Origin of the sequence: Siansivirga zeaxanthinifaciens CC-SAMT-1 (genome assembly GCF_000941055.1) — a bacterium.
Taxonomy (GTDB): Bacteria; Bacteroidota; Bacteroidia; order Flavobacteriales; family Flavobacteriaceae; genus Siansivirga; species Siansivirga zeaxanthinifaciens.
Genome location: NZ_CP007202.1, coordinates 2,553,879 through 2,575,973 on the forward strand (window position 1 = coordinate 2,553,879; position 22,095 = coordinate 2,575,973).

Consider the following 22,095-nt stretch of genomic DNA (forward strand, 5'->3'; position numbering starts at 1 on the left):
ACAATTACTTCGATTCTTTCATTATTAAAAACCCTTTTTAAAATCAACAAAAAAAGGTTGCTCTAAACAGAACAACCTTGTCTTAAAAATATAGTTATTAATTATTTTAATGAAACATATAACTTTTCGGCAACAAGATTAGATGATGCTGGATTTTGACCGGTAATTAAATTACCATCCTGAATGGCGTAAGCAGCCCAATCGTCTTTCTTAGAATAAATACCTCCATTGTCATTAAGCATTTCTTCAACCAAAAACGGAACCACATCGGTTAAACCAACTGCAGCTTCTTCACTGTTACTAAAGCCGGTTACTTTTTTTCCTTTTACTAAAGGATTTCCGTTAGCGTCTTTTACATGTTTTAAAGCAGCAGGAGCATGACAAACAAAACTGATGGTTTTACCTTGTATATTAAACTTTTCTATTAACGAAATAGATGTTTCGTCGGTTGCTAAATCCCATAAAGGACCATGACCACCAGGATAAAAAACAGCATCAAAATCATCGGGATTCATATCTGCTAATACCTTAGTGTTTTCAATTTTATTTTTAGCAACGTCATCATTATCAAAGCGTTTAGTTGCCTCTGTTGCTGCGTCAGGTGAATCGCTTTTTGGGTCTATGGGAGCTGCACCACCTTTGGGAGTGGCAATAGTTATTTCAGCACCTTTATCTAAAAGCGTATAGTAAGGACTTGCAAATTCCTCAACCCAGAATCCTGTTTTTTCGTTCGTGTTTCCTAATTTATCGTGAGATGTTAATACAAATAAAATTTTCATATTTTTTTCTTTTTTTGAATTTGATTTAGCTTCTGAAACGATTTCAGAAGGCGCGTCTTTTTTAACTTCCGTGCAACTAAACGTTGTTACAATAGTTAGTGATAACGCTAATATTTTTAACTTTTCCTGCTATAATTTAATAAGCCATTTTCACTATTTTCTCTACCTTATCTGGCGATAGCGATTGGTGTTCACCTAAACCTGTCCAACCACGTTCTGTAAAACGTTTAGAGATAATTTCTGCGGTTCCCTGATACGCATTGGTATAATCGGATAATTTAGTATCGATACCTAATTGATTGAAGAAAGCTTCTGTTTTTTCAATAGCAGCGTAGGCTTTATCGTTGGTACTACCTTCGGTTATATTCCATACACGCTCTGCATATTGGGCTAACTTTTCTTTTTTAGCTTCAAAATTATATTTGTAATGACTCGGAGCAATAACTGCTAAAGTACGCGCATGATCGATTCCAAATAAGGCTGTTAATTCGTGGCCCATAGCATGAACGGCCCAGTCTGTTGGCACCCCTTTTTGTATTAATCCGTTTAAAGCCATCGTACAACTCCACATAAAGTTTGAAGCCGCCTGGTAATCGGTTGGATCTTGCAATACTTTGGGAGCAACTTCAATAAGCGTTTGCATGATACTTTCGGCAAAACGATCTTGTAATTGAGCACCTATAGGATAGGTCATATATTGCTCTAAAACATGTGTAAAGGCATCAGTTATACCATTAGCCAATTGGCGTTCTGGAATAGAGGTGATTACCTGAGGATCTAGAATAGAAAATTCTGGAAACAACCCAGGGCCACCCATAGCCAATTTCTCTTTAGTTTCCTCGCGGGTTATTACAGCACCAGAATTCATCTCGGAACCTGTTGCTGGCAAGGTTAAAACCGTTCCGAAAGGCATGCCTTTTTCTGTTCTTATATTTTTAGTTAAAATATCCCATGGGGTATCGCCTTCAAATAATGCTGCCGACGATAAAAACTTAGTGCCATCTATAACAGAGCCACCACCAACAGCTAGTAAATATGTGATGTTTTGCTCTTTAATAATTTTTAAAGCATCCATTAACACCGCGTATTCGGGATTGGCAGGAATACCACCAAACTCTATAAGGTCATGTTTAGATAAGGCTGTTTTTACCTGATTGTAAATACCGTTTTTCTTGATGCTTCCGCCACCATAAAGCATTAAAACTTTAGCATCTTTCGGGATTTCTCTTTCTAATTTTTCTATTGTATGCTTTCCAAAAATTATTTTGGTAGGATTTTTAAATTCAAAATTGTTCATCTTCTTTTCGTTTACTTTTAAATTGTTAAAAAATTATTGTTATGGCATAAACCATTACTCTAAAACGGTCACCAGATCTTTCATTGGTTTTCTCACTTTTACAAGGTCTACCAACCAATCTTCTTCCGGTTTTCTATAACCTAATGGTAAAAGTACCGCGCTGCGTAAACCTTTTTCACGCAATCCTAAAATTTTATCGACAGCCGTTGGATCGAAACCTTCTAGAGGTGTTGCATCTACAGCTTCAAATGCAGCTGCAGCAATTGCTTGTGAAAAAGCTATATACGCCTGTTTAGCAGCATGATTAAAGTTTTCTTCAGCATCTTTTTGAGGATAAGCGTTTAAAAGCATCTGGCGGTAATTTTCCCAACCTTCATTTTTAAACCCACGAATATCATTTGTTAAATCGAACATATAATTAATTCGATCTGCTGTGTAGGTGTCCCAAGCAGCAAAAACCAGTAAATGAGAACAATCTGTAATAACCGATTGATTCCAGGCTACCGGTTTAATTTGTTCTTTAATATCTTGATTTTTAATAACAATAATTTCAAAAGGTTGCAACCCGCTTGATGTTGGTGCTAAACGAGCAGCCTCTAAAATGCGCTCAATTTTATCTTCGGCAACTTTTTCACCATTCATCGCTTTTACAGCGTATCTCCAGTTTAATTTATCTAATAATTCCATTTTTAAAATTTGTTTTATTTATTATTTGCAATTTTTTTTATTTCTGTTGAAGTAATAATGACTTCGGCATGACTTGTATTATTCGCCAATTGTATCATCGCTTCGGCGATATCTTCGGCTTCGGTAATTTTATATTTTTTTAAAGGCCCAATGAATAAGGGTTGAATGACTTTAAACACTAGTAAGCCTATTTTTTCTAGAATTCGTGTTTCGTCGCGATGGCCTCCAATTAATGAAGGTCTCAAAATATAGGTATTGTTTACATTTTGTTGAATCACATCGCGCTCCATAACACCTTTAATTTTATTGTAAAACAGACTACTATTGGCATTGGCACCCATAGCCGAGATTACTAAAAACGTGGGGATATTATTTTCTTTAGACAGTTTGGCCGCCGAAACAGGAATACCATAATCTATTTGTTTATAAAGAGTTTTATCTGGTGTTTTCTTGGTGGTTGTACCAATACAACAATACACTTCGTCTGCCGTGAAATTGGCTCTAAATTGTTCTAAATCCAATAAATCGCCTATATATTGTTTAACCTTATTGGATATATTATCTATTCGCGATCTGGAAATTAATTTGATGGTTTCGTATCGTTCGTCGTTAATTAATTTATCTAGTAAAATACTTCCGGTTAAGCCTGATGCGCCTAAAATTATGGCTGTTTTTTTCATTTTAATTATTAACTTTTATACTGCTCCAGGCCGCTTGAAAAGCCTCATCTAAATGAGTGTCATTTAAATTAAAAGAACCTCTTTTTTGCATAATCATTAAAAACGACAAAGGATTAATCGCATAGGCATAAAGAAGATAATCTGATATTGGTTTTATTATACCTTCCTTTTTACCACGCTCCCAAAGGTCGAGTAGGGGTTGTAAATGCTTAATTCCTTCCTGTCTGCTTGGTTCATCAATCATGGGTGTATTATCACATTGTGCTAAAAACATGGCGTTTTCACAATCGTTCAATTTAAAATCGGCTATTCGATACCATATTATTTTAAACCCTTCTTTAACCGACATCGATGCATTATAAGTAGCAAAGGCATATTTGGTGTATTCTTCTTTAACTTCTATATAAGTTTTGTTTACTAAATCTTGTTTATTTTCAAAATACAGATAAATAGTCGCAGGCGATACATTAGCCATTTTTGCAATTTTACTCATAGGTGTTGCATGGAAACCGTTGTTGTTAACCAACTCGATGGTTGCCTTTACAAGTGCATTTCGTTTGTCTATACTCTTTTGAAGTTTTACCATTTTCAATGAATTATGATACAAAGATATTAAAAAAGTGAATGTTCATTCTTTTTTTAACAAACATTTAATTGTTGTCATTCAAATAAAAATATGATACCTATTGTGGTAAATATGGTATTATTAAAAATTAAAATAGATTACCATGAGTAAAATAACAGTAAAAATTCTTCAATGACGCTAAAGGTTTTGAATTCATAATAGAAGAAGGTTCAAACAAAGAACATTTTGTGCACATTTCGGGACTAATTGACGAAATTCGTGAGGGTGATGTTGTTGAATTTGATCTGCAAGAAGGTAGTAAAGGATTAAATGCCGTAAACGTAAAAGTTTTATAACATATACCATCATTTTTACCAAAAGCCTATCCTAAACATTCGTATAGGCTTTTTTTATGTGCGAATACTTCAAAGGTAAACTTATAAAACCCGTTAAACTCAACTATATTTGTTGTAAATAATTTTCCAACGGCTCATAATTACCAGTCGTTAAAAGAAACAAACCACATGGCGCAATATATAAAAGCACAGCAAGCTATTTTAGATAAACTAAATATTAAAGCACTTAACCCAATGCAGGAAGATGCTTTGGTAGCCATTACTAATAGCGATAATACGGTGTTACTTTCGCCAACTGGAACAGGTAAAACCTTAGCTTTTTTATTACCAACTATAGCCACTTTAAATCCTGATATCGAACACATACAACTGCTTATTTTAGTGCCATCACGCGAGTTGGCTATTCAAATAGAACAAGTGATTCGCAACATGGGTACAGGTTTTAAAGCGAATGCTGTTTATGGCGGCAGGCCTTTTTCTAAAGATAAAATAGAATTGGCGCATCCACCAGCCATTTTAATTGGAACACCCGGGCGTATTGCCGACCATTTACGTCGTGATACTTTTTTAGTTGAAGCTATGGAAACGCTGATTTTAGACGAATTCGATAAATCGTTAGAAGTTGGTTTCGAAAAAGAAATGCGCGAGATTATAACGTTGTTACCAAACATTAAAAAACGCATTTTAACCTCGGCGACTCAAGATATGGAAATACCAGCTTTTGTTGGCTTGCAAAATGCCTTGGAGATTAACTATTTAGATGCCAAAATTTCTAATTTATTTATAAAAAGGGTGGTGGCACCCGAAAAAAACAAGTTACAAACACTGGGCGATTTACTGCATCATATAGGCAATAAACCCGGAATTATTTTCTGTAATTTTAAAGATACTATTCAATTTGTGAGCGATTTTTTAAATGAAAATGGCATTGCACACGGTTGTTTTCATGGCGGTATGGAGCAAATAGATCGCGAACGCGCTTTAATTAAGTTTAGAAACGGGACGCATCAAATTATTATAGCAACCGATTTGGCTGCCCGCGGATTGGATATTCCAGAACTTAACTACATTATTCATTATCAATTACCATTAAAAGGCGAGGAGTTTACCCATAGAAACGGCCGAACAGCCCGCATGAATGCCGAAGGAACTGCCTATGTTTTACAATGGGAAAAAGAATATTTACCCGATTTTATTACCACAAAACATATTGAAAAACTAGAACCTAAAGCGGTAGCAATGCATTCGCCTTGGGCCACTATATTTATTTCAGGCGGTAGAAAAGATAAAATTTCTAAAGGCGATATTGCTGGTGTTCTTATAAAACAATGTGGATTAGAACCACATGAAATTGGCGTTATCGAACTTAAACAAGACTGTGCGTTTGTTGCCGTTCCTAAAGAGAAAGTAAAAAGCATTGAAGCTAAAACCAATAATACACGTTTAAAGAAGAAAAAAGTTCGGGTGTATTTGGTTTAATCAGTAAAAAAAACGGCTTCAAAAACAATGTAAACAAACCCAATTTTCAGCGAATAAAAAGTGTTAATTTAATACATTAAAGTGCCTTCATATACGACGCATTTACGGGGCAAATACACAGCATCTAACTGAGAGTTTTTAATAGTTTTAAATCCACGTTTTAGTAATCTAAAAATAGAAAAACTTTCTGCTTCTAAAAAAAATAAAAAAGCTACCAATTTTTAACTGGTAGCTTTTAGATTAAAGTTTGTATTAACTAAATTATTCAATAGGGAGAATCACGGTATCAATTATATGAATGATACCATTAGAGGCAGAAATATCGGCTGTTTCAATATTTGCTGAGTTTCCAACGGCCATGATAGATAAATCGGGGTAAACATCAAAAGTAGCACCTAATAACGTTTCAATGGTACGCATGCCATTTTTAGGCACTACGCTGTTAGACGCTCTACGACCGGTAGTTACGTGATACTGAAGTACACTTAATACTAAGCTAGCATCTAAGTCTATAATACTAGAAATTTTTAAAGCTTCATATAAATTCATGAAAGCCATATCGGTTGGAGCAAATACAGTAAATTGGTCTGTACCATTTAGGAAAAGATTTACTAAACCGGCATCTAATTCTTCATCAACATATTCAAGAGCTTTTACAAGTTCATTAAATTGAGCATTTATTGCAATAGCAGCAATAGGATCGGAACCCTTTTTAGGAGCTCCTTTTGCTGTGCTACTTCCAGATGATTCACTAATAAGCTCGTAAATAGACGCATCACCATAATCTTCTATAGGCGACATACCTTCGTTGCTACAAGAGGTAATAAATAAAACTAAGGTTAAAAAACAAATGATTTGGGGGATTTTAGTGTTCAATCGTTTCATATCTTATATGTTTTTAGTTATATTGTAAAGATAATCATAAACTTATGTTTGTTTAATCTTTTTAACAAAAAATTAAACAAAATATTTATTAATGAGTTTGAGAACGTTTAAAAAACGTAAAAATCCTTTTTATAAACGAATTTAAATGTCCGAAATTATCTTTAAAGGATTAAATAGGACTTTGCCTTGGTGGACAAATACTAAGTTTAATATATGTTTAATTTAATACTCAAAATTATGACCATTTACTTAAACAATCCCGAAGCCCTTTATCAGTTTTTTTATCTATTAGCTTTTGTTTTTTTATATTCAGTAATAATCATTGCTAGTATAAAGCGTGGTTATCATTTACGGTCGGTATTATTAATGCTTACAACTATAACGCTTTTTACTGTTGTAGGTTCCAGACTCTTTACAATCTCTATAGAAGACTGGTTTACGGCCTTAAACTCGAGTTTTGAGAACTATAACAACAGGTCGTCTGTTGGCGGGTTGATATTTGGTTTGTTGGCACTCTATATATCGCAACGTATTTTTAGGTTTAAACGCCCTATGTTAGAGCTATTTGCATGGTCTGCGCCCATTGCTATAGGTATTACCAAATTGGGTTGTTTATTTAATGGTTGTTGTTATGGTTTGCCTTTTAATGGCTTTTGGGGAATTCAATATGCTCCAGGAACACATGCGCATTACAATGAATGGTTTTTAGGGTCTATAGAAAAGGATGCTCTGCTTTCGTTATCACTTCACCCGGTTCAATTATATGATTGTCTTAGCATGATTGTTTTGGGCTACATTGTGTGGAAAACACGAAAATTGTGGAAAAAGAATTTCAGTGCTATAATATTTGCCTTGTTTTTATTCTTTATTATTCGTTTTGGTGTTGAATTTTTTAGAGACCATAATTTATCATCATTCAGTACTCAGTTTTATTGGGGTGTTTGGTCTTATCAATGGGTTATGTTAGGCGTTGCTATGCTTCTGCTATTAGCATTATGGTATTACGAAAAAGTATTAAAAACAGATATAGTAAAGGGGGATCAAAACTCACCAATTATTCACGCCGAATTTACATATATCACTATACTATCTGTTCTTGTTTACGCTTTAAATAATTTATTAATGCCTTATGAACTTCTGGTAATCTGGATATTATTTATTCCGGCTATTATTCTAACTTTTTATTTTGTGTTTACCGAGAGCAGATTACACAAGCATCGAAGCCTTGTTAGTATATTACTGCTAACTCCTTTTTATGTTTTGGCACAAACAATTCCCGATCAAACTCCTAAAATTAAACAATACAATCGTATCGATTTAGGTGCTTCGTTTGGATCGTTTGCCAATGAATTTAAATATAATCCACAGGAAGCAGAAAACGCATGTGGTACAGGTACGAATTATTCCTATGAGTATTTTAAACAGGTATATCAATTAGCAGGGCAGGGTATTCCCAAGTTTATGTTAAAGATAATAATACCAAAACTTTTGGAATTAATGTCTCGGGAGGTACTGTTAAAAGCACCAGTTTAACAACAAATAATACAGAATCTGATTTTACATTTGCTTTAAATCCTTACATGAAATGGGATAGCAAATGGGTTGGTATTGGAACAGGTTTTCAATTAGGTAACTTACTTGTTAATAAAGACCTAACTTTAGATATTACGACTATTGAAGATGCTCAAAAAAAATATATATTTTTACCTGAGTTTCATTTTAGGTTAGGACAAAAAAAATACATTGATATTGATTACAATTATGGTTTTATAATGCCTTCTGCTTATCCTACACTATATTCAAGATCAAGTATAGGAAGTGGTTTTGGATTGAGTGATAACTATAGCCTTAGATTGGGAAGGATATGGAATTTGGAAACTAATTACATTGCAGCCGAGGCTTTAATTGCCAAAAATTTGGGCATTAATATGATGTATGTGTTAAAAGAAGATAAATTTCAGTTTCAAAAAGACAACTCGTCTGGAAAACTTATTTTATCACTAAACTATCGTTTTGGGTATAAATCGAATTAGTTTTATTATTAAATATTAGCTAGTTTACTGTTAAATTAATTTTTACATATGAATATACCTAAAACACTCATATTATTCCGGTTATTATTGGCTCCTACAATTTTAATATTAGCTTATTTTATTGGAGAAAATGCTAAAATGTTAATTGTTATTTTGATGTATTTGGGTCTTATTTCAGACATATTAGACGGTATTATTGCAAGAAAACAAAATATATCTTCAGAACAATTAAGACGTATGGACAGTCAAACTGATATGATTTTTTGGTTATCAATTGGTTTTGCTACCTGGTTTTTATATCCTGAACTTATAGCAAGAAATTCTGTGTTTATCTGGACCATACTCGCCATGGAACTCGCATGTTATGTAATAAGCTTATTAAAATTTAAAAAAGAAACCTGCACGCACGCCTTTCTATCTAAACTTTGGGGTATCTCGTTACTTGTAGCTTTTACCTCTTTAATAGGTTTTAACCATGCAGGAATCCCTTTTAATGTTGCTATTGTTATGGGGCTTATTTCACATATCGATAGAATATTAATAACACTTATACTGCCAAAATGGACTCACGATATTCCTAGTACATACCATGCGTATTTAATAAGAAAAGGCATCAAGTTTAAAAGGAATACTTATTTGAATGGTTGAGAATTGATTTAGTTTATGTTATAAATGAGTTATTCATTAATCTTTTAAAAACATAATTTTGCAAATTACATTTTATTTGGTAAAAGTATATGAGGTTATTGTAATGCCTGTTTATATTAATTATTTTTAAGAAAATTAAATCTTGCTTTGATGAATTGTTAGTAAATATCTTATTATGCAGAATAAAAAACATCTAAATCGGTTTTTTTATAAAAATAATTGACATTTTTCACAATTATATTATTTTTTTTATATATTTACATATCTAATCTTTAAAATAAGGTCAATTGTTTTTAATTTTAAATACTTCTATTGCAGATTGTAAACCACTTACCCTAAGAGGTTTACAGCCTATATTTAACAATTGAGAATCTTTATTCATTATTACCTTTCTATACCATAAACCTTTATTATTCTATTTTTTAACTTTAGAACTATGTGTTTTAAGAGTTTGTATTATTCTATCTTTAATTGTAAATCTCTAACATTAAGAGGTCTTCAACCTATCTTCAATTGTTGAAAATATAATTTTCAATCGAACTGTTTCATGGTAAAAATCCTTTTACCATAATATGCTTTTTATTTTAAATTATTTAACTAACTCAAAAAAAATTATTTATGAAGTTAACATATCATTTATTCATTTTCTTCATGTTTTTTATTCTGGGCACTCATGGTTTCGCCCAAAAAGTTATTACAGGAACTGTTTTAGCACTTGATACAGAAGAACCTTTAATGGGAGCTAGCGTTATAGACCCTTTAAGTAAAAAAGGAAGTATAACCGATTTTGATGGTCGTTTTACCATAGAGATACCTAATTCGAGTAAAACTTTGAAAATTTCATATGTTGGTTATGAAACCTACACTTTAAATGTAACCAACGAGACAAATTATAAAATTGTTTTAAAAGCTGGTGAATCTTTAGATGAGGTTGTTGTTGTTGGCTATGGAACACAAACTAAGAAAGATATTAGTGGTAGCTTACAAACTATTAAAACTGAAGATATAGCCAAAATACCCGCATCAAGTTTTGAAAATGCTCTACAAGGGCAGACACCTGGTGTTAATATTTCATCTGCATCTGGAACACCTGGAAGTGCCGTTAACATTAATATTCGTGGGGTTTCTTCCATATCGGCTAGTAGCCAGCCTTTGTTTATAGTCGATGGTGTACCTATCGTATCGAGAAATAATTCTGCTTTAAATGCAAACATTCAACCTACAAACCCATTAGCAGATATTAATCCAAATGATATTGAGTCCATTACCATTTTAAAGGACGCAGCAGCAGCTTCCATTTATGGTTCAAGAGGTGCTAATGGGGTAATATTAATTACTACAAAGCGAGGAGAAACAGGTAAAACTACTGTAGATGTTGGATTTTATACGGGTTTTTCTGAAATTACAAGTACACCAAAAATGGCTAATAGTGAGACGTTTAAAGAATTTTTTAATACAGCAGCAGCATTTGATGGTTTAGGAGCCGATTATTTTGATTGGATTGATACTTCAAACGGAGTTAATACCAATATCTATGATGAAATTCTTAGAACAGGTGTTACCAAAAACCTAGATATTAGTGCTAGAGGAGGTTCGGAAAAAACAAAATTCTATTTAAGTGGAAATTATTACGACCAAGAAGGTATTCAAATTGGACAAGGATTTAAAAGACTTAGTGGTAGATTAAATCTTGATCACACCATAGATGAGAAGTTTAAAATAGGGTCTACTATTTTTGTAAATAGAAGTAATCATCAAAGAACTATTAATGAAAATGACGAATATGGAGTAGTAATCAATGCCCAAGGTTGGGATCCTACAGCTCCCATTTATAATGAAGATGGTAGTTATGTAAATCCCTTTAGTTATAATACCTGGTGGCCATTAGAAAACCCTGTACTTATTGCCAACGAATACAAAAACGAATCACAAAGCACGCGTTTACAATCTTCTGCATATTTAGAGTACAAAATAATACCTAATTTAACATTTAGATCGGCTTACTCTTTAGAATATTCAAATTTTGTTGAAACGTCTTTTGTTCCAGTAGGCACTAATAAATCTGATGAAGGCGAAGCTATTTTTGCAACCTATGAAGAAACTACTTGGCAATTAGAAAACACTTTAAATTATTTAAAAACATTTAAAGAAAAACATAGTTTAGGTTTAACTGGTGGTTGGACTTTACAGGAAACAAAATCACAATCTTCAGACCAAGAGGGTATAGGATTTGCTACCAATAATTCTTCAAGTATTAGTGCTGCCAGTACAATTATTTCGAGTACAACTGGAAAAAATCAATTTGGACTTCAGTCATTTTTCGGTCGTATGAATTACACTTTCGATAATCGTTATATAGCTTCATTTACATTAAGAGCAGACGGATCGTCTCGCTTTGGAGATAATAATCAATATGGTTATTTTCCATCAGGATCTCTGGCATGGAGAATTGATAAAGAGTCATTCTTTAATGTAGATCAAATTTCAAATTTCAAGTTAAGAACCAGTTATGGTATTACTGGAAATCAAGAAATTTCATCCAATTGGGTTGGCACCTATTCTTTAAATGCCTCTTACAATGGTGTTCCAGGAATTGCTCCAAACCGTTTAGAAAACGAAAACTTAGGTTGGGAAAAAACAAAACAATTTAACTTAGGTCTAGATTTAGGTTTATTTAACAATCGTATCAGCTTAACTGCAGATTACTTTAAAAAAGAAACAGAAGATCTACTATTAAGTGCAGATGTACCAGGACTTACAGGTTTTAGTTCTGTATTTCAAAATGTTGGAGAAATAGAAAACAGCGGATTGGAATTTAATTTGAATGCTGCTATTATTGATAATGACAATTTTAAATGGAATTCTAGTTTCAACATTTCCTTTTTGGATAATAAAATTAATAAGTTATTAAATAATGGAGAAAATATTGGACGTAATCATATTTTACTGGAAGGAGAATCTGTAAGCACCTTATTTTTAATAAAATCGTTGGGTGTAGATCCACAAACGGGCGATGCGTTGTTTGAAGATTTAAATAACGATGGTATTATTGATTTTGACGATAGACAAGTTGTTGGAAGTGCCTTACCAGATTATTTTGGTGGCTGGCTAAATAGTTTTACATATAAAAACTTTTCATTAACCGCTAATTTTCAATTTTCTGGTGGAAATAAAATTTTTAACCAGAGTCGTCATGCATTTGAAAACTTTGGGTTTACCAGAAGCGGCATACCATATGGTAATATTAGCCAACGTGTTTATGATAATTATTGGAGAACACCTGGTCAAATTACAGATGTTCCAAGACCTTCAACAGAAAGTGGACAATTGCAGCGATTTAGTACACAATTTTTAGAAAATGGTGATTATGTAAGGCTTAAAACACTTCGTTTGGCATATACGTTTAATGCCGATAAATTAAAAACCATAGGACTAAATAACTTGTCGGTATATATACAAGGACAAAATTTATTTACCATTACAGATTATTTAGGTTTCGATCCAGAAGCATCTACAAATACCTCAAGTCAAGAAGATTTAAATATTTTGCAAGGTGAAGATTTTGGTACATTAGGACAAGCTCGCACTATATCCATAGGATTTACTACAACATTTTAATATTTAATATTATGAAAAGAACATATATTTATATACTTACACTAACATTGTCTTTAAATTTATTAACCGGATGTGACAATGTGTTAGACATCGAATTAGATGACGAAATTAAAAGTACAGAAGCCATCACAGATGAAGTATCACTGCGCTCGGCAGTTATTGGTTTGTATAGCGAAATGCAAAGTAGTACTTATTATGGAGGCGAATTTGTTGTTGCTCATGCTCTAACAGGCGGAATAGCCGATGCAACCGCTTTCCAAGAACGTTTTTCTCAATTGGCAAATGCTATCATTCCTACATCGAACACCTATATAGAAAGTAATTGGGTAGATGTTTATGCGCTTGTTAATTCAAGTAATTTAATTTTAGATAAGATAATAGAATTAGGTATTGACGACCCCAACTCTGAGGGAACAGCTTTATTTTTTAGAGCGCTTGGTCATTTTGATGCTTTAAGACAATTTGGTGAGTTTACTAATAAAAGCTCTAATTATGGTATTCCAATATCAACTATGTTTCTAAATACTGAAACATCTGTTTTAATAGCAAGATCGTCTGTAGCAGATTCTTTCTCTAGAATTGTTAAAGATTTAAATGATGCCATCGCATTATTAGATTACGATGACGATAGATATTTTGTATCTCGCGCAACAGCAGAAGCTTTATTAGCCAGAGTTTATCTTTATCAAGGTGAATATGCTCTCGCAGAGCAATTAGCTACAGATGTCATAGAAAACGGTGATTATGTTTTAAATAACTTTTTTAATGATATTTATAATGTTGAAGGTTCTGATGAATCTATTTTTGAATTGCAATTTCAAGGCGTAAGAGGTAATGGCTTAACTGCATTGTTATCAACATCACCTCCAGAAGTCTCTGCCAATTACGATAATTTCTTTAAAGACATGGATGCTGATGATGACCCGAGAAGTTACAAGTTTTACGACACTGGAAGTATTATTTATGTTGACAAATATGGTGTAAGTGATAATGATGTTGAAGGAAATGCCATTATTTTAAAGCTTTCTGAAATGTATTTAATACGAGCAGAGGCAAGAGCACGACAAACACCAACCAATTTAAAAACAGCTTTAGAGGATTTAAATGAAGTTAGAACACGCTCACTGCCAACCATGCCAATACTTGAAGCTAATATTCCAGATTTTGATGCTTTTGTTGATGCATTGTTAGAAGAACGCGCCAGAGAATTAGCTTTTGAAGGCCATCGTTGGTTTGATATTGTAAGATTGGGTAGGGCAGAGAGCCTATTAGGAATTCCGGCATACCGAACAGTATATCCTATACCCCAAAGAGAGGTAAATATTTCAAAAGGAGTTATCGTACAAAACCCTGAATATTAACATTGAATACATTGAGAGTAATTCTAACTTGAAGTCCCTTAACTTTATTGATTTGGCTTCAAGTTAGAATTACATTTTCTATAAAAACTTATTAAAAAAATAAATGTCAAAAAAAACAAAATATTCCCTCTGCATTCATGGTGGAGCAGGTGTTATTATTAAAAATAAATTATCTACTACAGATAAAAATTTAATAATAGCCGACTTAAAAGCTAGTATAGCAGCAGGAGAAAATATATTAAACAAAGGTGGTTCTGCTACAGATGCCGTATGTGCAGCAGTTGAAGTTTTAGAAAACAGTATGCATTTTAATGCAGGAAAAGGCGCTGTTTACAACCGCAACGGAGAACATTTACTGGAAGCCTCTGTAATGGATGGTGCAACACTAAAAGCTGGTGCTTTAGCAAATTCAAAGCGAATTAAAAACCCTGTTCTTTTTGCTAAAACATTACTAAACAGAGATGATGTTGTATTTATTTCTGGAGATTCGGTAGATGCGCTTGCGGGTGAACTAGGTCATCCCTTGGTAGATAATAATTATTTTGACACCAGTTTTAGGAAAGAACAATGGGAATTTGCCCAAAGCCTTTCAGATAACACTACTTTTTTAGATCACACTAATCTAAAAATGGGTACTGTAGGTGCTGTGGCTTTAGATACGCACGGCAATTTAGCCGCAGCTACTTCTACTGGGGGTATGACAAATAAATTAGATGGTCGTATAGGAGATTCGGCAATAATTGGGTGTGGTACATATGCAAAAAATAAAACATGCGCAGTATCTTGTACTGGCATTGGAGAATTTTTTATGAGAGCTACTGTAGCATCAACAGTTTCCCACTTAATGGAATATGGTGGCTTATCGTTGGAGGCTGCAGCGCATCAAGCCATCCATGAGCATCAAGCAAAACTTGGAGGCGATGGTGGTCTTGTTGCCATCGATGCACAAGGAAACATAACAATGCCATACAATTCACAAGGCATGTACAGAGCCTTTGTAAATGAAGGTTCTAACAAAAGAGGAGTATTTATTTGGGATGAAGCAGAAAACTAAATTAAATCATGATGAAATTAATTAACATCGCAAACATTCTATTCATTTTTACGATCATGTTTTCTTGTAAAGAGAAAGCATCAAACTCAACTGCAAACCAACAATCTATTGAAGCTTTAAAAATTGTTAATAAACCTAAAGGAAAACTTTTTATCATAGGAGGAGGGAAGCGTCCCAAAGAAATGATTAAAGAACTACTAACAACAAGTAATTTTAATAATGAGGCATATCTGGTTATCCTGCCTATGGCAAGTCAAGAACCAGATTCTACCATTTATTATGCTTCAAAACAATTTGAAGAGTTGGGTATCGATTCAAAAAAAATTAAAGGTTTTAATTTTGAAAAAAACAAAGAAAATAAAGTCTGGTTAGATTCTTTAAAACAAGCTAAAATTATCTATATTTCAGGAGGCGATCAGGTAAAATTTATGGATGTTGTTTTAAACACACCTATATATGATGCTTTACATGAGGCTTATCAAAATGGTACTACTATAGCAGGAACTAGTGCCGGGGCTGCAATAATGAGTGAAAAAATGATTACCGGAAATGAATATAAACATAAAGAATACACCGGGGATTTTAGAACTATTGAAGCCAATAATATAGAAATTTCACAAGGCATGGGATTTATAAAACATGCTATTATCGATCAACATTTCGTAAAACGCATGCGTATGAATCGCTTAGTGAGTATAGCTATAGAACATCCTAACGAAACCGCTATTGGAATAGATGAATCTACAGCCATTATTATTGAGGGCGACAGTATTAAAGTTACTGGCTTATCTCAAGTAATTGTCATTAAAAATCCCAAAAAGAATCTTAAAATTAAAGAAGGATTACTAGGTGCAGATCAATTAGAATTAAGTGTAAAATTACCTGGAAGCAGATTTACATTTTAAAAATGTAATTAAAAATATTTGAAATAAAAGTTATGAAATTATTTAAAAAATTTCCAGACACCATTAGTATTATATTAGGAATCGGAATTCTATTTATTATTTTAACTTGGCTCATTCCTGCCGGAGCATTCAACAAAGAACTTGTTAACGGCAGAGAAGTCATAGTAGCTAACAGTTATAAACATATTCCAGCGCAACCTCAAGGCATATGGGCGTTTCTTACATTTCCAATAAAAGGTTTTGTATCTGCTTCTTTTGTTATTGCTTTTGTTTTTTTGGTTGGAGGTGCTTTTTCAATACTTACAAAAACAGGCGCTATTAATGCCGGACTATTTAAAGTAATTACAATTAGTAAAAATCGACCTCAGTACAAAATCTTTATTATACCTAGTATTGTTGCGCTTTTTTCTTTAGCTGGAGCTACATTTGGTATGAGTGAGGAAATTTTAGTATTCATCTTAATTACTATTCCTTTATCTCAAGCCATGGGCTACGATGCAATTATTGGCGCAGCCATTCCTATAGTAGGCACTGGCGTTGGTTTTGCTGGTGCATTTACAAATCCGTTTACTATTGGTATTGCTCAGGGAATAGCTCAAATACCAATTTTTAGTGGCATAGAATATCGTTTAGTAGTATGGTTTATACTAACACTTATCGCATGCATTTTAATAACAAGATATGCCCGAAAAATTGATAAAGACCCTACAAAAAGTTTCATGTATGATCTGGAAATTAACACCTTAGAAAAATTCAATAAAAACGATATTCCCGAATTCAATAAATCACGTAAACTTATTTTAGTTGCATTATTCCTGGCATTAATTATTCTCATTTATGGGGTAAATGTATATCAATGGTATATCAACGAAATTGCTGGATTATTTATTGGGCTTGGCATTATTAGCGCTCTTATTTATAAAATGCCGGTATCAAAAGCGATACAAGCATTTATTGAGGGAGCTAAAGAAATGATGTCTGCTGCTTTAATTATTGGTTTAGCTAAGGGTTTGTTAGTAATAGCAGAAGATGGAAAAATTATAGATACCATATTAAATTCCGTAGCTGTAATGGCAGGAGACACACCTCAATTTATTTCAGTTAGTCTTATGTTTTTATTTCAAAGTTGCTTAAACTTTTTTATTCCTTCAGGCTCAGGTCAAGCTGCTTTAACTATGCCTATTATGGCTCCTCTAAGCGATTTATTGGGCATTAGTAGGCAGTTAGCTGTACTTGCATTTCAATTTGGAGATGGACTAAGTAATATGATAGTTCCAACTAGTGGCGTTACTATGGGAACTTTATCAATTGCTAAAATTCCATACAATGTATGGTTTAAATGGATATGTCCAACGGTAATTATTTTAAGTTTTATAGCTGTATTGTTGTTAATATTACCATTATTCTTATTTGAATGGTAATATTTATATAAAATCGGCTTAAATGAATATGTAACTTAAATAAATCCCAAAACAGTTATGCTGTTTATTTATCTTTCTTAGGTTTATTAATTGATATACAATGGAAACCACCACCATCTCTATTAAGTTCTACACAATCAAGCATTATAATTTTCTTTTCAGGAAAAATACTTTTAAATATAGTGGCTACTTCGGCGTCTTTAGAAATGGCATCATCACTCTTTAGGTATTGCGCATAGCTAGGAACGATAACTTTATTTTTGGTAATAATAAAATTTAAGTAACTGGTAGACCTTATAAATGTTCTTATTTCATTAAAATTTAATTCGTTTTCAATAAGTAATGGAGCCATAGACACTCTAATAATGTTTAAAGGATTTCCATCTTGGTCTGTAGCATTTTTAAGAATATGATAGTTTTCTTCCAATCGCTCATGAGCTATTTTTACTATTGGGTTTGTATTTATTTCATTGGTATTTACCTTGGCTAATAGCACCGTATTAGGCGAAATAAATCTGCAAAAAGCATCTATATGGTTACCTGCACCATTGGTGTAAATATTTCCAAATATTGGTGTTTCTGCTAGTAATTCATCTTGTGGGAGTCCGCTTTTTAACCATATAATTTTTTTTACGCCCAATTTTTCTTTTAACTCTTGAGCAATGTCTTCTTTGGTTAATTTTGGATTGTTGTATGCTTCATGTTTTTCAACCAAAATAGCTAAACCTTTACCATTTAGTTCTCTTGCACCACCAATACCAACAATTTTAGAGGCCCTAAGCCGCTGTTTTACAAATGATTGATATTCATAAGGAAATGTGTTTTCCTCATAATCGTTATACTTAAAACTTAAAATTTTGGTTTCTCCACTTTTATTCATTAAAAATGTAGGGCCAAAATCACGAACCCATATATTCGTATTGTTTACCTTTACTAGTTGTACATTATCCATATTAACTCCAAACAACTTAAGTTGTTTAAATAAACTATCTACTATGGTTTTTTTAGGTACAAATAGAGTAACATGATCGTCTTCGGCCAAATTCTTAACGAAATTAACATAGGTGTTAGCATGGGATGGAGACCAAACCACTAAATGGGATTCGGTTTCATCAAAATCGGTAGAAGGTTGATAATCCTCATTATAATTTAAAAAATACCAAGTAAAACTTGCGGTTATTACCATGGAAACAAGTACAATAATTTTTGTTTTCATTTGGGGTTGTATATTGTTGGTAACAATAATCTAATGTACTACAAATTTCATTTGTAAAAACACTAACAAATGTTAATTTATAGCTTATTTGAATACATTAAAATTGTTTAAATTCGAGACAAAAATTCAGTACTCGATAAAAAAACCTTTAGTTTAGTAGATAACGTGGCGCAATCTGGTGGTTCTGTTCTCGACGCTATGAAAACTATGCCAGGTGTAAATTATAGGATATAATGTTTAACGAGAAGTTTCTTGAGAATCACTTATTTTAAAAATCCTGAACAATTGTACTGAATTTTAAATTTATGAGAATTATTTAATAACGTATGATTAATGACCCCAGTTGTAATTTTTTTAGAATCAATTACACAATGGGCTATTTGAAATAATATAACATTATAGCAACGAATGGTGCAGAGAATTAGATTACCGCAAATTAGCTTTTACATAATTACTATCGATATAAAACACATACGTGTTATTATATCTGCAATTATGTAAAATGCAAGCATTCGCTAATTTGCTACAATAAACATTTGTACTATAATTAATATTATGTAAAATAGAATATTAAATTACCCTTCAATATTTATCTCCAATAAAATATTCTTAGTTAAAACATATTTATAAAAATAACCTACATTCTATACTAAGAAGATGTATCTAATAAAAAAATAATTCTTTGTTTCTTTTACAAATTTGTAATGTATTTAAATTCATAAATCTTTATTAAAAATAAGAATTTAAGGAAACAACCATTTATTAAGCCTTATATTTGTAGTCCGAAAAAAAATTATGAAGCAGGCATTTTATGAAACCAAAATCAAATACTAAAACTGAAAAAACCAAGTTGCAATTATTGCACCAATATTACAGCTACACAGGGTTTTATAGTTTTGTTTGGAATGCGGTTAAAAAATCCATTCCATTTATAATCCTTCTTGTTGCTGCTATATACGTAATTAATCATTTTTTTAATATAAACGAGGCATTAATTGAACTTACTAAAACCTTACCGGTTTATGGTGTTATGTTATTCTTTTTTGCTTCCGAATCGTTTTTAGGCTTAGTACCGCCAGAAATTTTTATTGCCTGGGCAGCTAAAATGCATGCGCCTTGGTTATACTTAGCGCTTTTAGCCTTATTATCATATTCTGGAGGCTTGGTTTCTTATTATATAGGTTATGTAATTACTAAAATTCCTAAAATCCATACATACCTGGAAGAAAAGATGGATAAACAATTGAAAAATTCTCGCAAATGGGGCGGATTTTTAATTGTAGTTGGTGCCCTATTGCCTCTGCCCTTTTCAATATCTTGTATGGCTACCGGGATTATTAATTTCCCATTTAAAAACGTGATGCTTTATGGTTCCTTGCGTTTACTTCGGTTTTTAATTTATGGTTTTGTTATTTTTCAAGCCCTTTAAAATATTTCTAAAGTAAGCGCCTGTTTAAACAAGGTATCTTACTTTTGTGTTTAAAATTATTACTATGTTTTCATTCTTAAATATCTTCCGTATTGTAGCCTTTTTAGAGGGTGTATCTTATATTTTGTTATTATTTATTGCTACTCCAGTAAAATATTTATTGGATGAACCGCAATATGTAAAACTATTAGGAATGCCTCACGGGCTACTATTTACAGGATATATTGTTTTAGCATTTATGTTAAGAGCCGAAACCAAATGGCAAAACAAGACTTTTGCTACGATTCTATTAGCAGCTATCATCCCTTTTAGTACCTTTTATATTGATAATAAGTATTTAAAACCTTTACGTAATGCTTAATATTCAGCATTTTGTATATAATTACTTAATTGAAGTTGGTGCCTCGACAGCACTTGCTAAGTATGTAAATATGCTGGCGCTTTTAATCGCCCTATTCGTTGTTGTTTTTATAATAGATTTTGTAATCAGGAAATTATTAATTGGGTTGTTTGCCCAGTTTGCTTCGCGATCGAAAACTAATTTCGACGATTTGTTGGTTGCCAATCGTGTTCCAAGAAACATTGCTCATATAATTCCCTTACTTATTGTACTAGAGTTTATAGGTGTGGTTTTTACTGATTTTCCTGGCTTCGAGAACTTTATGGAACATGCTCTAAAAGTATTTGCCATCGTTTTAATATTATGGATTGTTAGAAGTTTGCTACATGCCATAAAAGATTATTTTAAAACACTCGAACGTTTTAAAGACAAGCCTATAGACAGTTACATTCAGGTATTTATGATTTTTGCCTGGATAATCGGAGTCTTTTCTGCATTTGCTATCATTACAGGCATTCCCTTTATTAATTTTATTACCGGACTTGGTGCGGCATCGGCCGTTATTATTTTAGTGTTTCGTGATACTATTTTAGGTTTTGTTGCTAGTATTCAGGTGTCTATTAACGATATGGTGCGCATTGGCGATTGGATTACCTTCGAAAAATATGGCGCCGATGGTGATGTTATCGAAATTAATCTGGCTACTGTGAAGGTTCAGAATTTCGACAAAACCATTACTACCATTCCAACCTATGCGCTTATTTCCGATTCGTTTAAAAACTGGCGCGGAATGACAAATTCTGATGGTCGACGTATTAAACGTGCTTTGTATATTAAACAACAAGGCGTTAAATATTTAACCGAAACCGATGTTGAAAAACTAAAAAACATCGAACTCATAACAACTTATCTAGAAAACCGTCAAGCCGATATTACCGCGTATAATCAAACGAATGCCATAAATAAAGATCTTTTACTTAACGGTAGAAACCTAACCAACTTAGGGGTTTTTAGAAAATATATTGATGTTTATTTAAAAAACCATTCGGCCATCAATAAAGATATGATGATTATGGCGCGCCAATTAGCTCCAACAACACAAGGTATCCCTTTAGAAATTTATGCCTTTAGCAGCGATAAACGTTGGGAGAATTACGAGTATATCATGTCTGATATTTTCGATCATCTCATTGCCGCCCTTCCCTACTTCGATTTAGAAATTTTTGAATTGCCCAGCGGTACTAGTTTTAAAAGTATTTTAGTTAACAATTCGCCATCATAACAAGAGGTTACAAACAAAAAAAGAGTGAACAATTAGTTCACTCTTTTTTTATAATCTATT

The 22,095-nt window shown here is 32.6% G+C and carries 19 protein-coding genes and 1 pseudogene; 13 read left to right on the top strand and 7 right to left on the bottom strand.

From position 1 onward, the window contains the following. Nucleotides 1-101: 101 nt before the first annotated feature. From AW14_RS11485 to AW14_RS11505, 5 genes are all read right to left on the bottom strand, one after another. Nucleotides 102-779: a type 1 glutamine amidotransferase domain-containing protein gene (locus AW14_RS11485; RefSeq protein WP_044638940.1), complete on the bottom strand. Its 678-nt coding sequence runs from the start codon at nucleotides 777-779 to the stop codon at nucleotides 102-104. Between the two features lie 136 nt (nucleotides 780-915). Continuing rightward, a complete protein-coding gene (locus AW14_RS11490; RefSeq protein WP_044638941.1) occupies nucleotides 916-2,076 on the bottom strand; it encodes an iron-containing alcohol dehydrogenase in 1,161 nt (386 codons plus the stop codon). A 54-nt stretch (nucleotides 2,077-2,130) separates the two neighbouring features. Beyond that, nucleotides 2,131-2,763, bottom strand: coding sequence for a nitroreductase family protein (locus AW14_RS11495; protein WP_044638942.1), 633 nt, complete (start codon nucleotides 2,761-2,763; stop codon nucleotides 2,131-2,133). A 14-nt stretch (nucleotides 2,764-2,777) separates the two neighbouring features. Further along, the gene (locus tag AW14_RS11500) at nucleotides 2,778-3,443 is read right to left on the bottom strand and encodes an NAD(P)H-binding protein (RefSeq protein ID WP_044638943.1); all 666 of its coding nucleotides are present in this window, start codon (nucleotides 3,441-3,443) and stop codon (nucleotides 2,778-2,780) included. A 1-nt stretch (nucleotide 3,444) separates the two neighbouring features. Then, complete coding sequence (locus AW14_RS11505) at nucleotides 3,445-4,029, bottom strand: TetR/AcrR family transcriptional regulator (protein ID WP_044638944.1); 585 nt, start codon at nucleotides 4,027-4,029, stop codon at nucleotides 3,445-3,447. Nucleotides 4,030-4,171: 142 nt separating this feature from the next. Here AW14_RS11505 and AW14_RS11510 point away from each other — a divergent pair. Both AW14_RS11510 and AW14_RS11515 read left to right on the top strand, forming a co-directional pair. After that, a pseudogene (locus AW14_RS11510) lies at nucleotides 4,172-4,364 on the top strand (cold-shock protein). A 168-nt stretch (nucleotides 4,365-4,532) separates the two neighbouring features. Beyond that, on the top strand, nucleotides 4,533-5,843 hold the full coding sequence (locus tag AW14_RS11515; RefSeq protein ID WP_044638946.1) for a DEAD/DEAH box helicase: 1,311 nt from the start codon (nucleotides 4,533-4,535) through the stop codon (nucleotides 5,841-5,843). Between the two features lie 261 nt (nucleotides 5,844-6,104). Here the strand turns inward: AW14_RS11515 and AW14_RS11520 are convergent, their stop codons facing one another. Continuing rightward, a complete protein-coding gene (locus AW14_RS11520) occupies nucleotides 6,105-6,728 on the bottom strand; it encodes a fasciclin domain-containing protein (protein WP_052647491.1) in 624 nt (207 codons plus the stop codon). Between the two features lie 237 nt (nucleotides 6,729-6,965). Between AW14_RS11520 and AW14_RS11525 the strand changes: the two genes are divergently transcribed. From AW14_RS11525 to AW14_RS11560, 8 genes are all read left to right on the top strand, one after another. Then, nucleotides 6,966-8,261 (top strand): prolipoprotein diacylglyceryl transferase, encoded by a 1,296-nt coding sequence (locus tag AW14_RS11525; RefSeq protein ID WP_169744661.1) that lies wholly within the window; start codon nucleotides 6,966-6,968, stop codon nucleotides 8,259-8,261. Between the two features lie 47 nt (nucleotides 8,262-8,308). Next, nucleotides 8,309-8,761: a hypothetical protein gene (locus tag AW14_RS11530; RefSeq protein ID WP_044638948.1), complete on the top strand. Its 453-nt coding sequence runs from the start codon at nucleotides 8,309-8,311 to the stop codon at nucleotides 8,759-8,761. Between the two features lie 48 nt (nucleotides 8,762-8,809). Further along, nucleotides 8,810-9,409: a CDP-alcohol phosphatidyltransferase family protein gene (locus AW14_RS11535; protein ID WP_044638949.1), complete on the top strand. Its 600-nt coding sequence runs from the start codon at nucleotides 8,810-8,812 to the stop codon at nucleotides 9,407-9,409. 618 nt (nucleotides 9,410-10,027) lie between these two features. Then, nucleotides 10,028-13,027 carry a SusC/RagA family TonB-linked outer membrane protein gene (locus tag AW14_RS11540; protein ID WP_084708866.1) on the top strand — a complete coding sequence of 1,000 codons (3,000 nt, stop codon included), beginning with the start codon at nucleotides 10,028-10,030 and terminating at the stop codon, nucleotides 13,025-13,027. An 11-nt stretch (nucleotides 13,028-13,038) separates the two neighbouring features. Next, nucleotides 13,039-14,388, top strand: a complete 1,350-nt coding sequence (locus tag AW14_RS11545; protein ID WP_044638950.1) for a RagB/SusD family nutrient uptake outer membrane protein — start codon at nucleotides 13,039-13,041, stop codon at nucleotides 14,386-14,388. Nucleotides 14,389-14,491: 103 nt separating this feature from the next. Continuing rightward, nucleotides 14,492-15,442: an isoaspartyl peptidase/L-asparaginase family protein gene (locus AW14_RS11550; RefSeq protein WP_044638951.1), complete on the top strand. Its 951-nt coding sequence runs from the start codon at nucleotides 14,492-14,494 to the stop codon at nucleotides 15,440-15,442. An 8-nt stretch (nucleotides 15,443-15,450) separates the two neighbouring features. Then, nucleotides 15,451-16,347, top strand: coding sequence for a cyanophycinase (locus tag AW14_RS11555; RefSeq protein ID WP_245617585.1), 897 nt, complete (start codon nucleotides 15,451-15,453; stop codon nucleotides 16,345-16,347). A gap of 32 nt (nucleotides 16,348-16,379) precedes the next feature. After that, the gene (locus AW14_RS11560) at nucleotides 16,380-17,768 is read left to right on the top strand and encodes a YfcC family protein (protein ID WP_044638952.1); all 1,389 of its coding nucleotides are present in this window, start codon (nucleotides 16,380-16,382) and stop codon (nucleotides 17,766-17,768) included. Between the two features lie 64 nt (nucleotides 17,769-17,832). Here AW14_RS11560 and AW14_RS11565 read toward each other — a convergent pair whose 3' ends face one another. Further along, on the bottom strand, nucleotides 17,833-18,984 hold the full coding sequence (locus tag AW14_RS11565; RefSeq protein WP_044638953.1) for an agmatine deiminase family protein: 1,152 nt from the start codon (nucleotides 18,982-18,984) through the stop codon (nucleotides 17,833-17,835). A gap of 811 nt (nucleotides 18,985-19,795) precedes the next feature. On the opposite strand from AW14_RS11565, the gene AW14_RS11570 reads away from it, so the two are divergent. The 3 genes from AW14_RS11570 (at nucleotide 19,796) to AW14_RS11580 (ending at nucleotide 22,035) form a co-directional block, all read left to right on the top strand. Beyond that, nucleotides 19,796-20,413 (top strand): YqaA family protein, encoded by a 618-nt coding sequence (locus AW14_RS11570; RefSeq protein WP_044638954.1) that lies wholly within the window; start codon nucleotides 19,796-19,798, stop codon nucleotides 20,411-20,413. Nucleotides 20,414-20,477: 64 nt separating this feature from the next. Further along, entirely contained in the window at nucleotides 20,478-20,774 is a 297-nt protein-coding gene (locus AW14_RS11575) for a DUF3817 domain-containing protein (protein WP_044638955.1), read from the top strand. Next, on the top strand, nucleotides 20,767-22,035 hold the full coding sequence (locus AW14_RS11580; protein WP_044638956.1) for a mechanosensitive ion channel family protein: 1,269 nt from the start codon (nucleotides 20,767-20,769) through the stop codon (nucleotides 22,033-22,035). Before AW14_RS11575 ends, AW14_RS11580 begins: the two co-directional genes overlap by 8 nt. Nucleotides 22,036-22,095: the final 60 nt, after the last annotated feature.